Annotated in this window: 6 protein-coding genes; all 6 read right to left on the minus strand. The window is 71.1% G+C overall.

Annotated features, from left to right (window positions below; translation table 11 throughout):
* Positions 1 to 51: 51 nt before the first annotated feature.
* Positions 52 to 13494, minus strand: a complete 13443-nt coding sequence (locus HWX08_RS01555; RefSeq protein ID WP_175806968.1) for an LWXIA domain-containing protein — start codon at positions 13492 to 13494, stop codon at positions 52 to 54.
* A gap of 229 nt (positions 13495 to 13723) precedes the next feature.
* A complete protein-coding gene (locus HWX08_RS01560; protein WP_069260400.1) occupies positions 13724 to 14509 on the minus strand; it encodes a lytic transglycosylase domain-containing protein in 786 nt (261 codons plus the stop codon).
* A complete protein-coding gene (gene sctR, locus HWX08_RS01565) occupies positions 14509 to 15183 on the minus strand; it encodes a type III secretion system export apparatus subunit SctR (protein ID WP_069260399.1) in 675 nt (224 codons plus the stop codon). The genes HWX08_RS01560 and sctR overlap by 1 nt, the downstream gene beginning before the upstream one ends.
* A 3-nt stretch (positions 15184 to 15186) precedes the next feature.
* Complete coding sequence (sctQ, locus tag HWX08_RS01570; protein WP_174923033.1) at positions 15187 to 16341, minus strand: type III secretion system cytoplasmic ring protein SctQ; 1155 nt, start codon at positions 16339 to 16341, stop codon at positions 15187 to 15189.
* Between the two features lie 374 nt (positions 16342 to 16715).
* Positions 16716 to 17114 (minus strand): winged helix-turn-helix domain-containing protein, encoded by a 399-nt coding sequence (locus HWX08_RS01575; RefSeq protein WP_069260397.1) that lies wholly within the window; start codon positions 17112 to 17114, stop codon positions 16716 to 16718.
* Positions 17115 to 17562: 448 nt separating this feature from the next.
* Positions 17563 to 19773 (minus strand): xanthine dehydrogenase family protein molybdopterin-binding subunit, encoded by a 2211-nt coding sequence (locus tag HWX08_RS01580; protein ID WP_069260396.1) that lies wholly within the window; start codon positions 19771 to 19773, stop codon positions 17563 to 17565.
* Positions 19774 to 19775: the final 2 nt, after the last annotated feature.

Here is a 19775-nt window from a genome sequence, read left to right on the forward strand (position 1 = left end):
GCGCGGCGGGCGCGATCGACGCGCACCGCCGCATCCGGGCGCGCGCCGCCATCAGCCCACGATCAGCGGCGCGCCGACCGGCAGGCGATTCGGATCGTTCGCGACCGACGGATTGAGCTGCAGGATTTCTTTCAGCGCGCGCGCGTCCTGCTGGTCGCGCGTCATTCCCTGTTGATCGGCGGGCGATACGTGCGCGGCGTCGAGCAGCGACTGGCGATGCCGGTCGGCGATGACCCACAGCGAATCGCCGGCGACGACGATGTAGGGCTGCGCGGCGGCGCCTCCGGGCGCCTGCGGTGTCGTCGTCGGGGGCGCCGCGGGCGCGACGTGCGCGTGCGTGCCTGACGGCGGTGCCGGCGGCGCGGACGGCACGGACGGCACGGACGGCGCGCTGCCGTGGTTCGTCGCGCCGCTCGACGGCGGCGTGTTGCCGTTGCCGCTATTGCTGCTGCTACTGCCGCTGCCGCTGAACGCCGTATAGATCCAGTTGCCGACGTAGATCCCGATCGGCGCGAGCAGCAGTATCGTCGGCATCTTGCCGGTGACGCGCTTGGTCAGGTTCGGGAAATGCGTGTCGGCACGAGCGAGCGCGAGCAGCGTTGCCGAACCGAGCGACGAGATCGCCATCGGCACGTTCGTGTGGATGGTCGCCGCCGCGCCGACGAACGGCGCGATATAGCCGCCCGCGATGCTCGCGAGGTCGGACGCGGTATCGATGAAGCGCACGACGCGGCTGCGCCGTTCGATGCTCAGGTGGGTGAACGCGCTGGCCTGCACGAGCCCGGTGTAGGTGAGGCCCAGCACCGCACCGGTGGTGCCGAGGAACGGCACCAGCGACGGATCCTGCAGCAGCGTATGCAGCGACAATTCGCCGAGGCTCGCATAGCCGGCGATCGCGGCCGTGCGGCCCACCTTGCCGAGGAAGCGGCGCGGATTGCCGTGATGCAGCTGCTGGATCGACGTGCCGGCCAGCACGCCCTGCATCTGCTGGATCATGTCGGTCGCGAGCAGCTTCGTATACTCGACCGTCTTGTCGGCGGACAGCACCTTGCGGCCGTGCAGTTCGAGCTGCAGGTTGATCTTCGCGCGGCCTTCGGCCGCCAGCCGCACCAGCGACTCGCGACGTTGCGCCTCGTCCATCCGGTGTGCCGACAACTGGTTGTTGAGCCCGTTGATGAAGCGATCGATCACGTGGTTGAAGAGCCGTGGATCGCCGCTTTGCAGCGCGCGCAGCGTGTCCTGGTGCAGTGCCTGGACGAGGCGGCCCGTTCGCACGCCGACGAACGTCGCGTTGGCCGCCTGCTTGTAGTGGGCGGGCGTCAGGCCGATATGGTGGACGGCGACGCCGGCGCCGATCCCGACCAGTCCCGACAGCACGTTCTTCCAGTTGAGCACCGACCACGAGCGTTCCATCTGCTGCAGGCGCAGCGCATTGAGTTCTGCGAATGCGGCGAGCGGATCGTCCGGCTTCACGTAGTCGGCAGCCTGCGCGCTGATCAGACGGTTGTCGCTGACCGGCAGCGACGCGTCGACCATCAGCGCCGGCCGCCGGACCACTTCGCGCCACGGTTGGAGCCCGGCCGCGACGTCCCGGCCGTCGATCAGCGTCGTGTCCTGTTCCGGCGCGTCCAGCAGCGCGCCGACGTCTTTCAGCCATGCGTCGTTGAACGCGCGCTCGCGGGACTTCTCGGACGGCGCGTGCTTCGGGTCGGCGTGCCACGCGTCGGTGGCGAACTTCGCCGTCGCATAGCGCGCGCGATTCAGCAGCCGCGTCGTATTGCCTTCATACAATCGCTGGCGCAATTCGGCGATCCGGGCGGGCGTGAGCCCCTTTTCGCGGCCGATCCGCTCGATTTCGGCCAGCAGCATCTGGTGCTGGTCCGCCAGCGTGTCGCGATCGACGCGCTCGAACACGCGCGTCAGCGCGTCCGTGCCGTGCAGCCGTGCGAGCTTGCTGTGTCGCGGGTTCAAGCCGCCCGGCTGCGCGTATTCCTCCACGGCCCGCTCGACGAGCAGCCTGGCCAGCGCGGTCGTCAGCTCCTGGTTCGCGATGAAGTCGGCGCCGTGCGTCGCGTACGACAGGCCGACATGCACCCATTGGAGCGTGGGCCGGTCGAGCAGCGAATTGAGCAGCTCCAGGTGCCCGGCGCCCGGCACCGGCTCCGGCACCGCGTCCCAGCCGTGGAAGGTCACCATCACGTGCGGAGCCGGTTGGCCCTCGTGCTCGGCGGCCCATGATTCGAGCAGGGTGCCGAGGCGTGCGTGATGGTGGTAGCCGTCGTTGGTGCCCGCGAGGTGGCGATAGTCGGCGGACGACACGAGCGCGCGCGCGGGCGCCATCTCGAGGCGCAGCAGGAAGCCGGCCTGCGAGGCCGCGTCGAGCCAGCGATGCAGGTTCTCGCGAGTCAGGTCGTCGAGGTGCATGACCTTGCCGTTCTCGCCCGTGACGGTACCTTCCCAGTAGTCGATCTTCGCCTTCTTCTGGTCGCCGATCGATTTCACGTCGCTGACGAATTCCGCGTCGTGCTTCGCGCCGCGCGTCGCGTTCAGCGTGTGCGGATCGATCGGGATCGTCACGACCGGCATGACGCCGCCGTTGCGACGGATTTGCGCGACGAACGCGGCCGGATCGTCGGACAGCCGATACGCGCGGCTCATCGGCACGATGCGGTTGCGCAACGCGTTGCCGGCGCCGAGCACGGCACGGCGCAGCGCGCGGTCGGTGGCGGCGGCCGTGCTGAGGCCGCGCTGCGCCCGCTTCGAAAACGGCACCGGCGCGTAGCGCGCGCCGCCGCCCGACCAGTCGCGGGCCACGTACAACGGCATGCCGGTGTCGCGCCATGCGGCGGCATCGGCCATGATCGCGGGCGGCGGCGTCGTGTCGGTTGCGTCGGTCAGTTCGAGCGGCGGCAGCCGCGAATCGCGCGCGTACTTCGCGAGCGCGTCGATCCGCTCGAGGTGCGCGAACAGGTCGGGCACGTTGCCGTCGCCATACAGGCGCTTCCATTCGACCAGCGTCGTGCTGACGAGCGACGGCTGGTACGGGCGAATCTTGAGCTCCGGGTATGCGGGCGCGGTCAGGCCCTGGCGCTTCGCAGCCTTGGTCGCGGCCTTGATTTCCTTCTTCAGCGTGTTGCGTGCGCGGCGCGTTTCGCGTGCCTCGTCGCTCGCCCATCTGCGCAGCGACGCAAAGGTGCTCGGCGACGGATCCTGCTCGATCCCTTCCAGATACTCGACGCGCCGGTTCAACGCGGCAAGGCGCGTGCCGCGCGCGTGATCCGCCAGTTCGTTCGGCGTGAGCTCGGTGAGCAGCAAATGGGTGTCGGCGCCGTAGGGCCCGGCGCCGATCGGCGAGGACTCGAGCGGCACACCCGGCGCGCCCGGATTCTGCCCGTCGTGCCAGGTCAGCTTGCCCTTCGCGTCCGGCACCAGCACGCCCCGCGGTGTGTCGAGCCGGTACGTGAGCGCGTCGCTCGTGTCGTACACGTAGATGCGATGCTTGCCCGCATCGAGTGCGCCGAACTCGGCCGCACTCAGCAGATGCACGGCATTGTGGCCGCTGAAATCGAGCGCCGCATGCTTGCCCGCCGGCAGCACGTTCTGGTCGAACAGCGGCACGGTCGCGGCCGCGGCGGCGGGCAGCGCGGCGCCGGCGCGTGCGCGCCCGAGCAGCGCCGCGGTGCGGTTGCGCGTCAACAGCGCGACGCGGCGCGGCGCGTTCAGCGTCCTGGTGAGACCGAGATGGCCGAGATAGCGCAGCCCCGGCCGCGGCAGCTTGTCCGGCTTGTCCGCTTTCGGCGGCTTCGGCGGATCGAAGCGATTGCCGACCTGCTCGAGCATGGCCGGATCGACGCTGCTGACCACGAACGACACGCCGTGCCGGCGCGCGCGCGTGAGCGGCACGCCGTGCGGTTTGCCGTGCGGCCGCACGCGCACCTGCGCGCGCCGCGGATACGCGTCGCGCAGCGGACGGTTCTCGATGCGGGTCTTCGCAAGCGGCGCATTCTCGTGGTACTTCCACGACCCCGTCGCGGCATCGTACGTCGCATGGCCGCGAATCTCGCCGCTCGTGCGATCGATCGCGTAGAGGGTGTCCGACGGGCCGGCCGCGCCAATGGCCTTGTGCGCGCTGCGGAAGTGCTTCGAATCCGCGAGCGCGCCGATCGCATCGACGTACCGGCTGCTCACGCGGCCGCGTCGCGTGAATTCGACTACGTTGCCGTCGCTCGCATGCTCGATCTTCGACACCCCGCCGAGCGCCTGCAGCTGCGTGAGCGGCACCGGCGACGCATGGAACGCGAAGCCCGCGCGTGCCGCCGCGGCCTGCGCGGGTTGCGCCGCATCATGCGCGGCATCGAGCGCGGCGGCGAGCGATTGCTGCTCGTCGGGCGTCAGCTTCCGGCCGATGAACCTCGGCGCCGTGATCGCGCCGTTCGCATCGATCCGTGCGGTCGCGACGAAATCGGGCGCCGTCGCCGGCGTGAGCTTGCCGGCGCGCGTGATCAGCAGCGCGGTATCGACGCCGGCCTGCCGCACGAGCGTGCGCAGCGACGACGCATCCGCGCCGTCGATGCGCTTGAGCGTGCGCATCCCGCGCGCGTCGAGCCACGCGCGCGCGCGCGTCATCTCCGCGCTGTCGAGCGCATAGCGGCCGCGCCGGGCGCCGCCGGCCCGCGCGCCGCCACGCGCCGGCGCCGCGAGCGTGAGCGGCGCCGGCGCACCGGCGAGATCGGCCCGCGCCTGCTCGCCGTACAGGGCGCGATAGGTCGGCCGGCCCGGCAGCGACGTGCGCATCTCGCCGAACGCGTCGGCGAGTGCGTCGAGCGCGGCCGGATCGCCGCTTGCAAACGCGTGTTCCGCCGCGCGCGCGAGCGCCGGCGGCAGCTGCACGTGCATGGCGATGTCGGGGCCGCCCGCAGCGAGGATTTCGGCGCGCACGCGATACGCGTTGAGTTGCGCACGGGCTTCGGCCAGCAGCAGGCTCTTTACATACGCGTCGTGGCTGCTGCGGTCGAGGCCGAGCGTGTCCGTCGCGAGGTCGACGCTGTGCTGCGCTTCGTGCGCGAGCGCGAACACGAGCGTGCCGGCGCGGCGCGTGTTGCCGTCGAGGACGATCCTGCGCCGCGCCGCATCGACGTACTGACCGCCGTCGGGCGCACCGAGCTTCACCTTCCAGCCGTCGGCGCGCGCGAGCCGCATCTGGGCACGCAGCGTCGGCGAACGGCGCGCCAGCGCATGCGCCTGCATCGTCAGCACGATGCCGCGGAAGGTCATGACGACGCGCGCGATCGCGCCGCGCCGCGGTGCGTACGCGCCGGCCTCGTCGAACGCGGGATGCGCGAGCTTGATGCGGCCGTGCGCGATCCCGGAATGGATTTTCGCGGCGACTTCGTCGATTCGCCCGAGTACGCTGCCGTCCGGGTCGGCGCCCGGCATCACTTCGCCGGGATCGTGCAGCATCACGTCGCCGTTGCGGCCGAACAGGACCTGGAAGTCGTACAGCAGGTGGTGGGCCTGCGTGACGCGGCGAATGCGCGCGAGATCCGCCAGACCGCGGCTCGACACCACGGCCGGCAGGCCGATGTCGAACTCCACGTCGACGCTGCTGAGTTGCGCGGACGGCTTCAGCACGACGCCGACGCGGTTGGCGACCGAGAACGGCCCGTCGGTGGTGCTGGTCGGCAGCTCGTACGCCTCCTTCAGCATCCTGAGCCCGTCCTGCTCGAGCTCGACGGCTTCGTACGCGTCGGCGAGGCCCTCGATCGAGCCGTCGCGATATACGCCGATCGCCTGGCCGGCGCCGCCGTCGAACACCGTCTTGTACGCGCCCGAGCCGAGCACCGGCCCGAGGAAATCCGCAGGGTCGGCAGGCCGCGCGGGATCGCCGTCGCGGTAGAGCGTGCGGTGCACGCTGTCGACCGACAGCTCGCCGAGCGACGGCTGCCGATAGCTGGCCGGGCGGTAGCGGTTCAGCCCGGACAGGTCGTCCGGCAGGCCGCCCGCGCCGATTGTGTCCGGATGGACGGTGTAGATCGCGCGCTGCCACAGGTTCGCGAGCTGCGCGGCCGCCCCTTCGTTCGCATGCCGCGCCGACAGGATCGTCGTGTAGCCAGGGTCGGACGGCGGCGCGTTGAGCAGCGTGAATTCGTGCGGATCGACCGGCTGCCCGTCGGGCCCGAGCAGCGTGCCGTCGCGCAACGTGTCGGCCGGCACGATCGCGATGCGCTGGCCGACGTCGAGCAGCACGCGGCCGTCGCGCAGCAGCGCCAGCGTGTCGACCGCCGGCGGGCCGCCTGCGCCGAACGGCGACGCGTCGTGTTCCGCGTGGGCCTGCGACCATGCCGCGCGCTGCGCCTGGATCTCGCGCATCGATGGCGGTGCGTCGCCGCCGTCGCGCGCGGCGCGCGTCTCCGGTGCCGGCATCGCGCGCGTGCGCCGGCCGGGGCCGCGCTCATACGCGTTACCGTAAAACTCGGCGTAGGTCTTGCCGCGGCCGCCCGACACCGGCGCATCGGCGAACGCGTCGACGAGCCGTGCGAGCGCGCCGTCGTTGCCGCGCGCCGTCTGCCATGCGTCCGCTTCCGCCTGCAGCGCGTCCGGCAGCCGCACCTTCGCGGCGATGTCGACGCCGCTCGCCATCCGGATCTCGTAGCGTGCCTCGAACGCGCTGAGCTGCGCGCGCGCTTCGGCTTCGAGCGCCGTGCGCACGAAGCGCCCGCGGCCGCTGTAGTCGAGGCCGAGCGTCCCCTCGATCGCGTCCACCGCATGTTTCGCTTCATGCGCGAGCACGTACGTCATCCATCCGGGGCCGGCCGCCGCGCCGTCGATCGTCACGCGCTTGCGCTTCGTGTCGATCCGGCTGCCGCCGCCGCGCTTGCCGACCTTCACGCGCCAGCCGTTCGCGTCGAGCATGCGCAGTTGCGTCGCGAGCGTGCCGGAGCGCTGCGCGAGCGCGCTGACCTCGACCGGCAGCGGCGCGCCGCCGACCCGCATCCGCACGCGCGTGATCACCGACGGCTTCTGCACGAACGCGTCGTCGGCAACCGGTGTCGTGTCGCGTTGCGAATCGAGCGCGTCTTCGCCGTGCAACTCGATCCAGCGCATCATGCCTTTTTCGATCTCGAACAGACGCGATTGCGACAGCGCGTGCGCCGCGTAGGTGTGCAGGATCGGGCCCGGATCGCAGACGAGGAAGTCGCCCGTGCGCGTGAAGATGCCCTGCAGGTCGAAACCGATTTCGAATTGCGTGAGCAGTTCGCGCAGCTTCACCACGTTCCGGATGCCCGCGCGCGACAGCGCGGGCGGCAGGCGGCCGGTCGCGAACTCGTCGCTGTGGAACACGCCGAGCGGGCGGGACAGCGCGGAGACGCGCTCGCCGAGCGCGCGAAACGGCCCGTCCAGCCGAACGGTGCGGATGCCCCACTGTTCCAGCTGCGCGAGCGCCCGTTGCTCGTCGATCACGAGCTGCTCGTTGGCCGCGCGCTGCGCTTCGGGCGTCAACGGTTCCTGCGGCGCGCCGGGCGGCGGCGGACTGCGGTCGACGGTGGCGAGCGCGGCGTCGTCGCCGAGCGCGAACGCGGTCTTGCGCGCGCCTGCGCCCAGCAGTTCGCCGACGTTGCCGTCGATGTCGATCCGGGTGGCCGGATCGCCGTCGAGATGAACGCCGTCGGCGTCGGCCGCGAGTTCGCCGAGGGCGTGCGGTGCGGCAGGGGCCGGGTCGAAGCGGCGGAACACGCGCGCGTCGTGCACCGTCGCATCGGCGCCGGCCGCATGCTCGGGCGGCGCGTAGACGGCGCGCCGCCACACGTTCGAGAGCCGCGCGGCCGCTTCGTAGCCGCCGTGCCCGGCGGACAGCACGATCGCATCCGCCTGCTTGACCGTATGCCACGGCGCCATCGCGATCGCGTATTCGTGCGCACCGACCGGCTGGCCGTCGACGAGCAGCGTGCCGTCCGGCAGCGTGTCCGCGTGCAGCATCAGCACGTTGCCGTCCGCAAGCGTCGACAGGTGTCCGTCGCGGCGCGCCTGCAACGTGGCGGCATCGGGCGCCGGGCCGTCGCCGAACGGCGACGCGAACACCGCATGCGCGTAGCTCCACGCGGTGCGCTCGTCGAGGTGCTGCCGCCCGGCCGGCGCGGTGCCGTCCCGGCCGTCGCCGGCGTGCATCCGCGGCACGGGCATCCGGTGCGGGATGCCGCCCCGGCGTTGCTGGCGCGACCATACGTCGTCGTAGAATTCGCGGTAGGTCTGCTCGTCGCGGCCGGAGACCGGCGCATCGGCGACGTTGTCGGCGAGTCGCGCGACCGTACCCGTGTAATCGCTCGTCGGGCCGTGCCAGTCCACGCCTTCGCGCGCGATCGCGTCGGGCAGATGCGCGTGTTCGGCGATGTCGACGCCGGTCGACAGCGCGATCTCGTAGCGTGCCTCGAACGCGTTGATCTGGGCGCGCGCCTGCGCTTCGAGCGCCTTGCGCGTAAAGCGGCCGCGGCTGCCGTAGTCGAGGTTCAGCACGCCGGCCATCGCTTCGACCGCCTGGCGCGCCTCGCTCGCGAGCGTGTACGTGATGCTGCCGGGGTCCTGGAGCGCGCCGTCGATCGTCATCACGCGCTTGCGCGAATCGATGTGGCTGCCGCCGCCGCGCTTGCCGACCTTCACGCGCCAGCCGGCCTCGCTCAGCATGCGCAACTGCGTGACGAGCGTCGCCGACTGCCCCGCGAGTGCCCGCGCGGCCTCCGGCACCGGCGCGCCGCCGAAGCGCATCTGCATCCGCGTGAACCAGCCCGGCCCGGACGCGGCCGCGTCGGGCGGCGCGGCTTCGGTCGTCTCCGGATGCGCGGCCACGAGATCGGCATCGTAGGCGCCGGCGACCTCGTGGTCCGACACCGGGCGCGGGTGGGCGCCGTCCGCGCGGGATCGCGCCGGCGCGCTCTCGTCGTGCGCCGGCGCGCGCTCGGGCGCGGCGGCGCGTTCGGGCCTGACCAGCACCAGGACCCGGTTCGGCGGGCTGAAGCGGCCGTCGAGTGCCTTCATCGGCTGCGGCGTCGCGGCGGGGCGCGGCATCGCGGGCGCGTTCGGTCCGCGCTTGCCGGCGAGCACGATCACCGGCCCGTCGTTCGCGTCGCGCGCCGGCGCGGCGTGCGACGCCTGTTCGGCGGCGTCGCCGCCGGCCGGGCCGCCTGCGACCGCGACGCCGTCCGGTGCCGGATCGAAGCGCAGCATGCGCGCGTCGGTGCGCAGCTGACCGTCGGCGCCGAATGCGTCGGGCGTCGCCGCGTAGACCGGCTTCTGCCAGCGGTTCGCGAGTTCGGGCGCGAGTTGCGCGTCACGCTCGCCCGCGACGACGACGATCGGTTCGTCGAAGTTCTGCGCGCGCGCGGTGGCGGGCGACGCCGCGTGCGGCGCGTCGCCGTCGCGGACGATGTAGAGCGTGCGACCGCCGACCTCGAGCGGCTCCGCGCCTGGGCCGCGCGGCACCGAGATGCCGGCCGGATCGGCCGTGGCCGCGCGCGCGGCGGGCTCGGCGCCGGTCAGGTCGACGACCCGGATGTCGACGCGCGGGCGTGCGGCGGTGGGCGTCGCGCGCGCGAGCGCACCGGCCGGCGCGTCGGTATCCAGCGGCCGGTACCGCATCGCCTGTGCGTCGGCGCTGCGCCGGTCGAGGTTCGCGTCGGTCACGTGCTCGGCAGCGCGCTCGTCTTGCTGCGCGTCGACGCGCGCGCGTTCCTCGCTGGTGCGCCGGGTGCTGCGCGCGTCGTTCGCGGCGCTGGCCGTCTCGCCTTGCTGCGCCGCTTGCGCGAGGCTGCGCGGCGCCTGTTCGCCGCGAGCGGCGACGTACTCGTCGCGCGCCTGCTGCAGCGCACTGTCGAGCAGGTCGAGCGGCGTTCTCGCGAGAATCTTCGGCGTCGCGCTCATTCGGCCGCCGGGGCCGAACGACAGCCGTTCGCCGGTGTCGGTCACCGAGTCGACCCGCGTGCCGTTGGTCCAGTTCTTGTCGGAAGCGGAGACGACCGACAACTTGCCGTCGTCGCCGAGCACCACGGATTTGCCCGCGGGCAACGCGTTGCGCGATGCGCCGTCGAGCACGCGAATCGGCTGGTCTTCGTAGGTCAGGATCTTGTCGCCGACCCTCAGCGTGCCGTCGGGCGCGACCGTCACGCGCTCGCCGTCGAACGTCGCGCGATTGCGGCCGGCGGCGAGCGATGCGTCGTCGCCTTGATTGAGCAGTCGCCCGATCGTCCGGCCGTCCACGGTGACCGTGCGGCCGTCGGGCGTGCGCGCGGCGAACGGCCTGCCGGTGCGCTTGACGACGCTCGTGACCGCACGCTCCTTGAGCCCGCCTGCGCCCATCAGCGCGAGATTCGTGACGCCGCCGACGAGCGCCTGGTTGCCTGCCTTGGTGTCGTGATTCCAGTAGTCGACGCCGGCCTCGACGAACGATTCGCCCGCACCGATCGCGCCCGTCGTGATCGCCGTGGCCTTCATCGCGCCCCTGAAGACCGACGCCACTTTCGGCGTGCGCGTCAGCGCCGTGACGGTGCGCGTGAACAGTTTGCTGCCGGCCAGCTTCGCGGCGCCGGCGGCGCCCATCGGCACCAGGTTGATGAAGTCCGCGCGCGCGCCCGGGTCGGTCAGCGGATTGATGCTGCGGCCGTGATCGAGGCGGGTCTTGATGTCGAGCGCCGAGCTCGTCATCGTCGCGGCGATCGACGTGTACGTCATGCCGGCGCCGACGACGTTCAGCGTCGCGCCGAGCGGCAGCCCGACGCCGGTCGCGTCGAGCACGCCGCCGATGCCTTCGAGCACCATCCCGCCGATCAGCATGCCGAGATTGACCTTGGTGCCGGTCAGCGTTTTCATCAGGCTGTCGAAGCCGCTGTCGTGGTGCGCGGCGCGCGACGTGATCTGCAGCGTGCCGTTGTCGTTGTGGCCGGTCGCGATGTCGACCGTGCCGTCCGACGACAGTTCGTTGTTGTCGATGTAATCGTTGATGTCGTTGTACGTGCTGGCGGTCTCGTCGACGAACTGGGTGTCCCCGTCCTTGTCCTTGACCTTGAACATCGCGGTCGTCTGCATGCCGGCGTCCTTCGCCGCATACACGATCGGCAGCACGTTGATCTGCGTGGCCGCGCCGCCACCGATCTTCAGCAGCTTGTCGCGCACGCCGTCGATCGTCGACAGTTTGTCCTTGTTGGTGAAATGCGTCTGCGTGTCGGTGGCGATGGACGGGTTCGACGACGGGTCGCCGGCGACGTCCGGCTCCATGCCGAGCGCGACGCCGATCAGGTTGCGCTGCTGTGTGTCGCTCAGCTTGCCGAAGTCGATGGTCGCGCCGTTGCCGGTGCTCGCGCTCGCCGCGTCGAGCAGCGTGTTCGACAGTTCGCTGCGATGCGCCTCGTAGAAGTCGTGCTGCGCCTTCTGGTAGTCCTTGTACGCGTCCGAATCCGGCGCGGCATAGCGCAGCCGCTCGTCGAGCCCCGCATCGAACTGGTCCAGCAACACCTGCTGGTGAGCCGACTCGCTCAGCAACTGCAGCCGCTGCACGGTGTTGTCGGCGTTCTGCGCGTCCTTTTTGGCCTGATCGAGCTGGCTCTGGTTCGGGTTCGGCAGCGGCGGCGTATACGCGGGCAGGATGTCGCCGTCGGCGAGTTTCCGAATGCGCAGCGGCGCCGGATGCGCGGCCTGCCAGTCGTCGTATTGCTGCTGGATCGTCGCGAGCGCCGCGTGTTTCTGCGATTGCTGGTTGCGCGCTTCGGTGAGCGCCGCGCCGGTCGCGCGCTCGTTGACCAGATTCGACAGCCGGTTGTCGGCGGCGCGGATGGCGCCCGCGGCGACGCGCAGGCGCTTCGCATCGAGCAGCGTCGGGCCGGACGGCGTGGCCGGGTTCGCGGCCGCATTCGCCGGCGGGTACGGGAGCGCGCCGTTCAGTAGCGGCGACGTGTTCCACAACGGCTGGCTGCCGTTCGGGGCGCCTGCGGCGTTCGTCGTCGGCAGCGGCGACGAAAACAGCGGCGCCGCGCCGGGCAGCTTCGACGTGCCGTTCGCGGGCGTGCCGGTGGTGTTCCACGGCGGCGGCGCGAACAGCTGCGACGGGTTCGCCGTGCCGAACGGCGAGGTTCGCGCGGGCGGCTTGACGGTGGCCTCGATCTGCGCGGCCTGGTCGTCGTACTGCTGCGCGAGCGATGTGCCGTACGCGACGACGAACGCGTCGTGCGCGATGCTCGCCTGCTGCTTCGCGAGCTGGAGCTGCCGGTACGGGTCGCTCGGATCGTCGGAGAGGCGCGCGAGCTTGCCGTTGTAGTTCGCCTGCAACGTGTCGGCCTGCTGTTGCGCGGCCAGCATCTGCAGATAGCTGCTGCTCGTGCCTGCCGCGACCTGCGCGTGATCGAGCGCCGTCTTGTCCTTCTCGATCGCGCCGGGCACGATCACCGTCGGGCCGTCCTTGCCGTTGTCGGCATCGGACTGCTGCTGCGCCCGTGCGAGCGTCACGTTGTCGTTCGCCGCCGCAAGCGCGGCATTCGCGTAGTTCGCATCCTTGGCGGCGGCCGTGACGGCTTTTTGCGCGGCATCCGCGGAATCCGGCGGGTCGGGCATCGACACCTGCAGGTCGAAAGGCTGCAACGCATCGTTGAGCCGGCCGACGCCGGCGTCGAGCGCCGCCTTGTAGTCGGGGTCGGCGAGGGTCGACTGGAACTGCGCGTACGCGAGATTCGAGTTTGCGACGTCCGCGAAATATTTCGCCGAGCCGGCCGACGCATGCGCCTGCGCGGTCTGCCAGTCGTCGTATGCGCGGATCTGCAGCGGGTTCTTGCAGTCGCTCGCCTGCGGCACCCAGTTCGGATCGTCCGGATGATCGGGGAACGCCGCGAGCAGCGTCTTGAGCTGCTGGTCGGCCGCATGCTGCGCGTCGCCCGGGTCCGTCACCTTGCCGGAATCGTCGATCTTCATCCCGGCCGGCATGTCGGCGTTTGCCTGTTCGCCGTACAGGATCATGTAACCGGCGTCGGTCGTCACGTTGAGTTCGCGCTGCGCGGTATCGGCGGCAGTGCGTGCCTTCGCATAGTCGGCCTGCGCGGTCTTGCGCTCGTCGGCTGTCGTCTCCGGGTCGCGGTTCGCCAGGTGCAGCACGTTCTGCGCGCCCTGCAGCGCCTGTGACGCGTTGTCGTACTTCGTCTGCGCGTCCTGGATCGCCTTCTGCACGGCGGTCGTCTTGTCGTTCTCCACCGTGATGTCGGGCGGTGGCGGCGTGTACTGCGCGGCCATGCTCTGGATCAACGCCGTGGCCGACTGGATTTCCGCGTTGGTCGGCTTGGACGGATCGGTCGACGGCGTCGCGGTGACCGGAATCGGCGGCGTGACGGTCGGGTTCGCGGGCCCGGCCGCGGGATCGTCCTTCTTCGGCGGCGGGGGAGGCGGCGGCGCGACGACCGGATCCAGCGTTTCCGACAGGAAGCGCTGCCAGTTGACACCCAGTCCCAATCCGTCGATCAACAGCATGCTCGTCTCCGATGAACCGCGCGATGCGCGGCACCCACGGCGCGCTGCACGCCGCGCCGCGATCGTTCGAGTGTACGGACGCGTCCGGCGGCGGGAACGCCGCTGTTTCGTAGCGATGACGGGCGGCCGGCGAACCGGCGCCGCGCCCGCTACGAGACGGGCGCGGCGTCGTTCGGGCCCCTGAAAGCGGTACGGGCGCGAGCCGATGGCGCCGCGCGCGATCCCGCGCTCACTGATCGAGACAGCGCACGCACAGCCGCTTCGCCTGGCTCGCCGGCAGCCCGCGGCACATCATCACGACCGGGCGCGCATGGCACGACGGCGCGTCCGCGGAGGCGGCCGGCGCTGCCAGCCGGCGGGCGCGTTCGGGCGGCGTGACGGCCGCCGCGTCCATGCGCCGCTGCCGCGCGGGCGGCGGCACGTCGCGCACCACCGGAATCGGCTCGATGCCGCCTTCGCGCGCGTTGCGCTGCGCGCTGGCGACGACGCGGCTCACGTAGCCGGTCGAGAAGCCGGTCGTGAAGTTGCCGCTGTAGTAGCACGACAGCGCCGCGCGCAACGCGGCCTGCGCGGCACGCCCGGTATTCGCGGAACGCGCGAAGCATTCGGTCAGGATCGCGCCGCCGGCCCGCAGGTTGCGGCACGGCTCGAACATCGTCGCCTCGTCGAGCCCGTATTTCGTGAAATTGCGCTCGTTCACCTGCGCGAGCCCGACGCTGTAGCTGAAGCCGCGTGCGGCCAACTCGCGCGCGGTCGCGCGCGCTTCGTCGAGCGACGCGGGCTGGCGTGCCAGATGGCCGCCGACCACGCCGATCGCATACGGATTGAAGCCCGACTCGGTGCGCACGAGCGCGGCGAGCGTATCGGGATCGACGTTCGGCGCGCACGCGCGCGCGAGCTGCGCGAAGCCTGCACCGCCGGCCGCATGCGCGACGCGCGGCTGCCAGCACGCGAACGCGAGCGCGACCAGCGCGCACAGGCACGCGGCGGCGTGGCGCAGGCGGTGCGCGTCCATCATCCGGCTCCCGTCACCCGGTACGACATCACGAGCCCGTGCACGAGCAGCGACCAGCCGTCGAGCGCGACGAACAGCAACAGCTTGAACGGCACCGAGATCGTGGTCGGCGAAATCATCTGCATGCCGAGCGCGAGCAGGATGTTCGCGACCAGCAGGTCGACGACGATGAACACGATATAGATCACGAAGCCGATCTGGAACGCCTTCGTCAGCTCGGCGAGCGTAAAGCTCGGCACCAGCACCAGCAGGTCGTCGTCCTTGATGCCGTCCGCGCGGTTCTTCGGCCACACCGAGGTGGCGGTGCGCACGAAGAATTCGCGATCGCGCTGCCGCGTGTGCGACACGAGGAAATCCTTGATCGGCGGCAGCGCGGCATCGGCGAGCGCGCCGACGTCGGCGGTCGACAGCTGCCCCGACGCATCGAAGTGGCGCGCCTGCAGCGCGTCGCGGATCGACATCCCGACGGGCGCCATGATGAACAGCGACAGGATCAGCGCGATGCCGTTCAGCACGAGGTTCGGCGGCACCTGCTGGATCCCGAGCGCGGAGCGCAACAGGCCGAGCACGACGACGAGCTTCGTGTAGCTCGTGACCATCAGCGCGGCGAACGGCGCGATGCCGAGCGCGGCGATCACCGCGATCAGCGCGACCGGATTCGGCAGGTTGCCCATCGTTCAGCGCTCGCGCGGCGCGGGCTGGGTCAGCGTGACGACCCGCACGCCGAGCTTCTGGCCGACCGCGATCAGGTGCCCCGTGCCGATCAGCATCCCGTTCGCGACGAGATGGATCACGCTCTGGTTGATCCCTTGCTGCAGCTCGATCACGGCGCCGGGCTGCAGCGCGCTCAGCTCGCCGAGCGGCATCGACGTGGGCGGCAGCTCGAAGCGCAGGTCGACCGCGAGGCCGTCGAGCGGGCGCGGCGCATCGGCGGGCGGCGCGTCGGGCGTCGTCGCGGACGCGATGTCGGTGCGGGTCGGTTCCAAAGGCATCTCCCTGATTCGTTCGACGGTCAGCCGGTTGCCCGATGGCCGTCCGGTAATCTCCCACGCCGGCGCGGCCGGCAGCCGCGCGACGCACAGCAGGTTCTGCTCGTGCGCGTGCCAGTGCTCGATCGCGATGATGTCGCCGCCGACGACGTCGGCCAGCTCGGCCGTCGTCAGCTCGGTGCGGCCGATCTCGAACACGAGCGGCACGGGCAGGTTCGCGTAGGCTGCGCGCGCGTCGGCGGGTGCGGCGGGCGCAGCCGCGAAGAACACGGCGAGCGCATCCGGCGCGTCGAACAGCAGCGCGCCGTGGCAGCGCCATGCGGCGTCGGCGCGCCGCAGCTCGAAGCGCAGCGCGGCCGGCGACGCGCGCCAGGCGGGCACGCTGTCGGGCGGCGGCAGCAATTCCACGCGCTGCCGCGTCGCGGACTGCAGCACGGTCGCGAGCGGCGCGCCCAGATCGGCGAGCAGCGCCGCGCGGATCACGGCCGGCACGGCCGGATCGGCCGCGTCGCCCAGCCATGCCGCTTCCGCGACCGGGTCGATCCACAGCGTGCCGGCGGCCGGGCCGACGACGAAGCGGTATGCGTGCGCATCGGCGGCCGGCTCGGCGTCGACACGCCAGCGCACGTCGTACGCGTGTTCGCCGAGCGTGACCGGAACGGCGCCGGGCGCGCAGTAGGCGTGCGACAGCCCGCGCGCGGCGGCAGCGGACAGGCGCGGCAGATGGGGCGACGCGTCGAGCGCGACCGCGGTCGGCGATGCGGCGGGTGGCGCGCAAGCGTCGGGCGTCTCCCGGTTCGCGGCATCGCCGGCGTCGGCATTCGTCAGGAACAGCGCAGGCACGGCGGGATCGGGGCGGATTCGGCGTTGGTTCGACGGGTTGTTCCGGGGCCCGCGGCACTCAGGGGCGCGCGCGGCTGCTGCGTCGATTGTAGGGACGGCCATGGCCGTGTGCCGCGCCGGAATCCGTAGTCGCGCGCATCGCGACACGGGCGCCGAAGCGGGGTGCTACGAAGCGTGGCGAAGCCGGCCGGCTGCATGCGCCGCCCAAAAGCAACCGCCGCCCGGAGGCGGCGGTCGGGTCGCGACTGGCTGGCGGGCCGGGCGGCAGGGAGGCCGCGCCCGACGGGCGGGCCGCGACGCGCTGCGGATCGGCCGCAGCGCGGTGGGGGGAGCGTGGCACGCGCGCCGCGAGCCGGCGGCGCGCGGGTGAGTCGTCAGGCGTAGTCGGCGGCCATCGCGGGCTGCGGTGCCGCGCGCAGGATCGGCGCCGCATCGTGGCGCTCGACGTGCGTCATCGCCGCACCGAACAGCACCAGGCGATAGCCGACCGCGTAGATCGGGATGATGCGCAGGTTCTTGTCGTGATCGAGCTGCAGCTTCGAGCGGATCCGCGAGATATGGGTGTCGAGCGTGCGCGACGACACGCCGAGTTCACGGCCCCACACGGCTTCCTGGATTGCCTGCCGCGGCACGATCTTGTTCATGTTGTCGAGCAGGAATTCGACGACGTCGAATTCACGCGGCGTGACATCAATGATCTTGTTGTCGATTTCGATCGTGCGGCGCACGAAATTGATTTTTATGTTGTCGATGTACAGGTATTTGCAATCCATGGTGGCCCTCTCATGTCCATAAAGGAGTGTTTGCAGGTCCTGTGCTGCAACTTCCGGGCCAGGGAGGGCGGCTCGGGTATCGATCGGGAGCGGGATCGCCGCAGACGCCGCGGCGGCCTTGAATTTAAAAGAATTTTTAACGGGAGGCGCGGCGCGGATTAAAAAAGGGGCCGGGCAATCTTGAAGGATTGTTACGTAGCATCGGCGGGCGGCGTTACGGGACGTTACGTCCGTTACGTCCGACGTAACGTAGGGGGGCGAGGGGCGGAGCATCGCTCCGGCCGAGTGGCGAACCCGGCAGCGAACCCTGCACGGATCGACGGGTTCTCTGATGGATCAATGCGTTACGCGCGATTTTTGCCGACATCGAACGCCGCATCGGCCGCGTCCGGCAAAAAACGCCGGCCGTGAGACGTTTCCGCCCCGCGGCCGGCATTGCGGCCCGTCGTCAAGCCTTAGCGCTATCCGCCGAATCGAACGGCAGCACGTAATGCCGCTTGCCCGTCGCCGCGAAGATCGCGTTCGCGACCGCCGGCCCGATCGGCGCGACGCCCGGCTCGCCGACGCCGGTCGGCGCCTCGGCCGACGGCACGATATGCACTTCGACCTTCGGCATTTCGGCCATCCGCAGCACGTTGTAGCCGTCGAAGTTGCGCTGCTCGACGTGGCCGTCCTTCAGCGTGATCGCGCTGTGCATCGCCGCGCCGAGCCCGAAGCCGATGCCGCCTTCCATCTGCGCGGCGACGATGTCGGGATTGATCGCGACCCCGCAATCGACCGCGCAGACCACGCGCTCGACCTTCACCTTGCCGTCCGCGTCGACCGACACCTCGGCCACCTGCGCGACATAGCTCTTGAACGCCTCGGCGACCGCGATCCCGCGCCCGCGGCCCTTCGGCAGCGGCTTGGCCGGATCCCAGCCGGCCTTCTGCGCGGCCAGATCCAGCACCGCGCGCATGCGCGGCTCCTTCGCGAGCAGGTCGCGGCGGAACGCGTACGGGTCCTTGCCGGCCGTGTGCGCGGCTTCGTCGATGAACGCCTCGACCGCGTACGCCGTGTGCGAGCTGCCGACCACGCGCCACCACAGCACGGGCAGGCCGACCTGGGTGGTGGTGAGCTCGACCGACACGTTCGGCACCGCATACGGCAGGTTCGCCGCGCCCTCGACCGACGTGGCGTCGATGCCGTTCTTCACCATGAACGCCGCGAACGGCGTGCCGGCGAGGATCGACTGGCCGACGATCCGGTGGCGCCAGCCGACCAGCTTGCCGTCCGCGGTCAGCCCCGCCTCGAGCTTGTGGAAGTACATCGGCCGGTAGAAGCCGCCCTGGATGTCGTCCTCGCGCGTCCACTGCAGCTTCACCGGCTTGCCGTCCGCGCCGAGCGCCTTCGCGATCGACACGGCCTCGACCACGTAGTCGGACCACGCGTTCGCGCGCCGGCCGAAGCTGCCGCCCGCGTACAGCGTGTGGATCTGCACCTGCTCGGGCTTCAGGCCCGCCGTGCGGGCCGCGTTCGCCTGGTCGACCGTCTGGAACTGGTCGCCGGCCCAGATTTCGCAGCTGTTCGCGGTGAGCTTGACGACCGCATCGAGCGGCTCCATCGGCGCATGCGCGAGATACGGGAATTCGTACGTCGCGGCGATCTTGCGCGCGGCGCCCGCGATCGCCGCATCGGCATCGCCGTCCTTGCGTGCCGACGTGCCCGGCTTGTCGGCGAGCTGCCGGTATTCGCGCATGATCTCGTCCGAGCTGCGCTTTTCCGCGTTCGTTTCGTCCCACTCGACCTTCAGCGCGTCGCGGCCCTGTTTCGCGGCCCAGAAGCCGGTTCCGACGACCGCGACGCCGCCCGGCACCTGCACGACCGACACGACGCCCGGCACGGCCTTGGCCGCCGTCGCGTCGAACGACTTCACCTTCGCGCCGAAGCGCGGCGGGCGCTGCAACAATGCGACGCGCATGCCGGGGAAGGTCGTGTCGAGCGTGAAATGCGCGGTGCCGTTCGATTTCGCCGACGCGTCGACGCGCGGAATCCGGTGGCCGATCAGCTTGAAATCGGCCGGCTGCTTCAGCGTGACGGTGTCGGGTACCGGCAGCTTCGACGCGTCGGCGACGAGCGTGCCGTACGCGGCCGTCCTGCCGCTCTTCGCGTGCGTGACGACGCCGTTGGCCGTCGTCAGTTCGCCGGCCGGCACCTTCCAGCGGGCCGCCGCGGCCGAGACCAGCATCGCGCGGGCCTTGCCGCCCGCTTCGCGCAGTTGCTGCCACGAGTTCGACATGGCCGAGCTGCCGCCCGTGCCCTGCATCGTGCCGAACGCGAGGTTCGCGTAGCGTTTCGCATCGGCCGGCGCGCTTTCGACGCGCACGTGCGACCAGTCGGCGTCGAGTTCCTCGGCGACGATCGTCGCGATGCCGGTATACGCGCCCTGGCCCATTTCGACGTGCTTCGCGATGACCGTGACGGCGCCGTCGGGCGTGATGCGCAGGAACGCGTTCGGCGCGAAGTCGGCGGCGGGGGCGGTCGCCGCCAGCGCGCGGCGGCCGAGGCCGGCCCATTCGAAGCCGATGGTCAGGCTGACGGCGGCGGCTGCACCCGCGGCCTTCAGGAACGTGCGGCGCGACGGACGCACCGAACCGGTATTGTCGAGTTCGATCGTCATGG

The organism is Burkholderia metallica (assembly GCF_902832845.1).
Taxonomy (GTDB): domain Bacteria; phylum Pseudomonadota; class Gammaproteobacteria; order Burkholderiales; family Burkholderiaceae; genus Burkholderia; species Burkholderia metallica.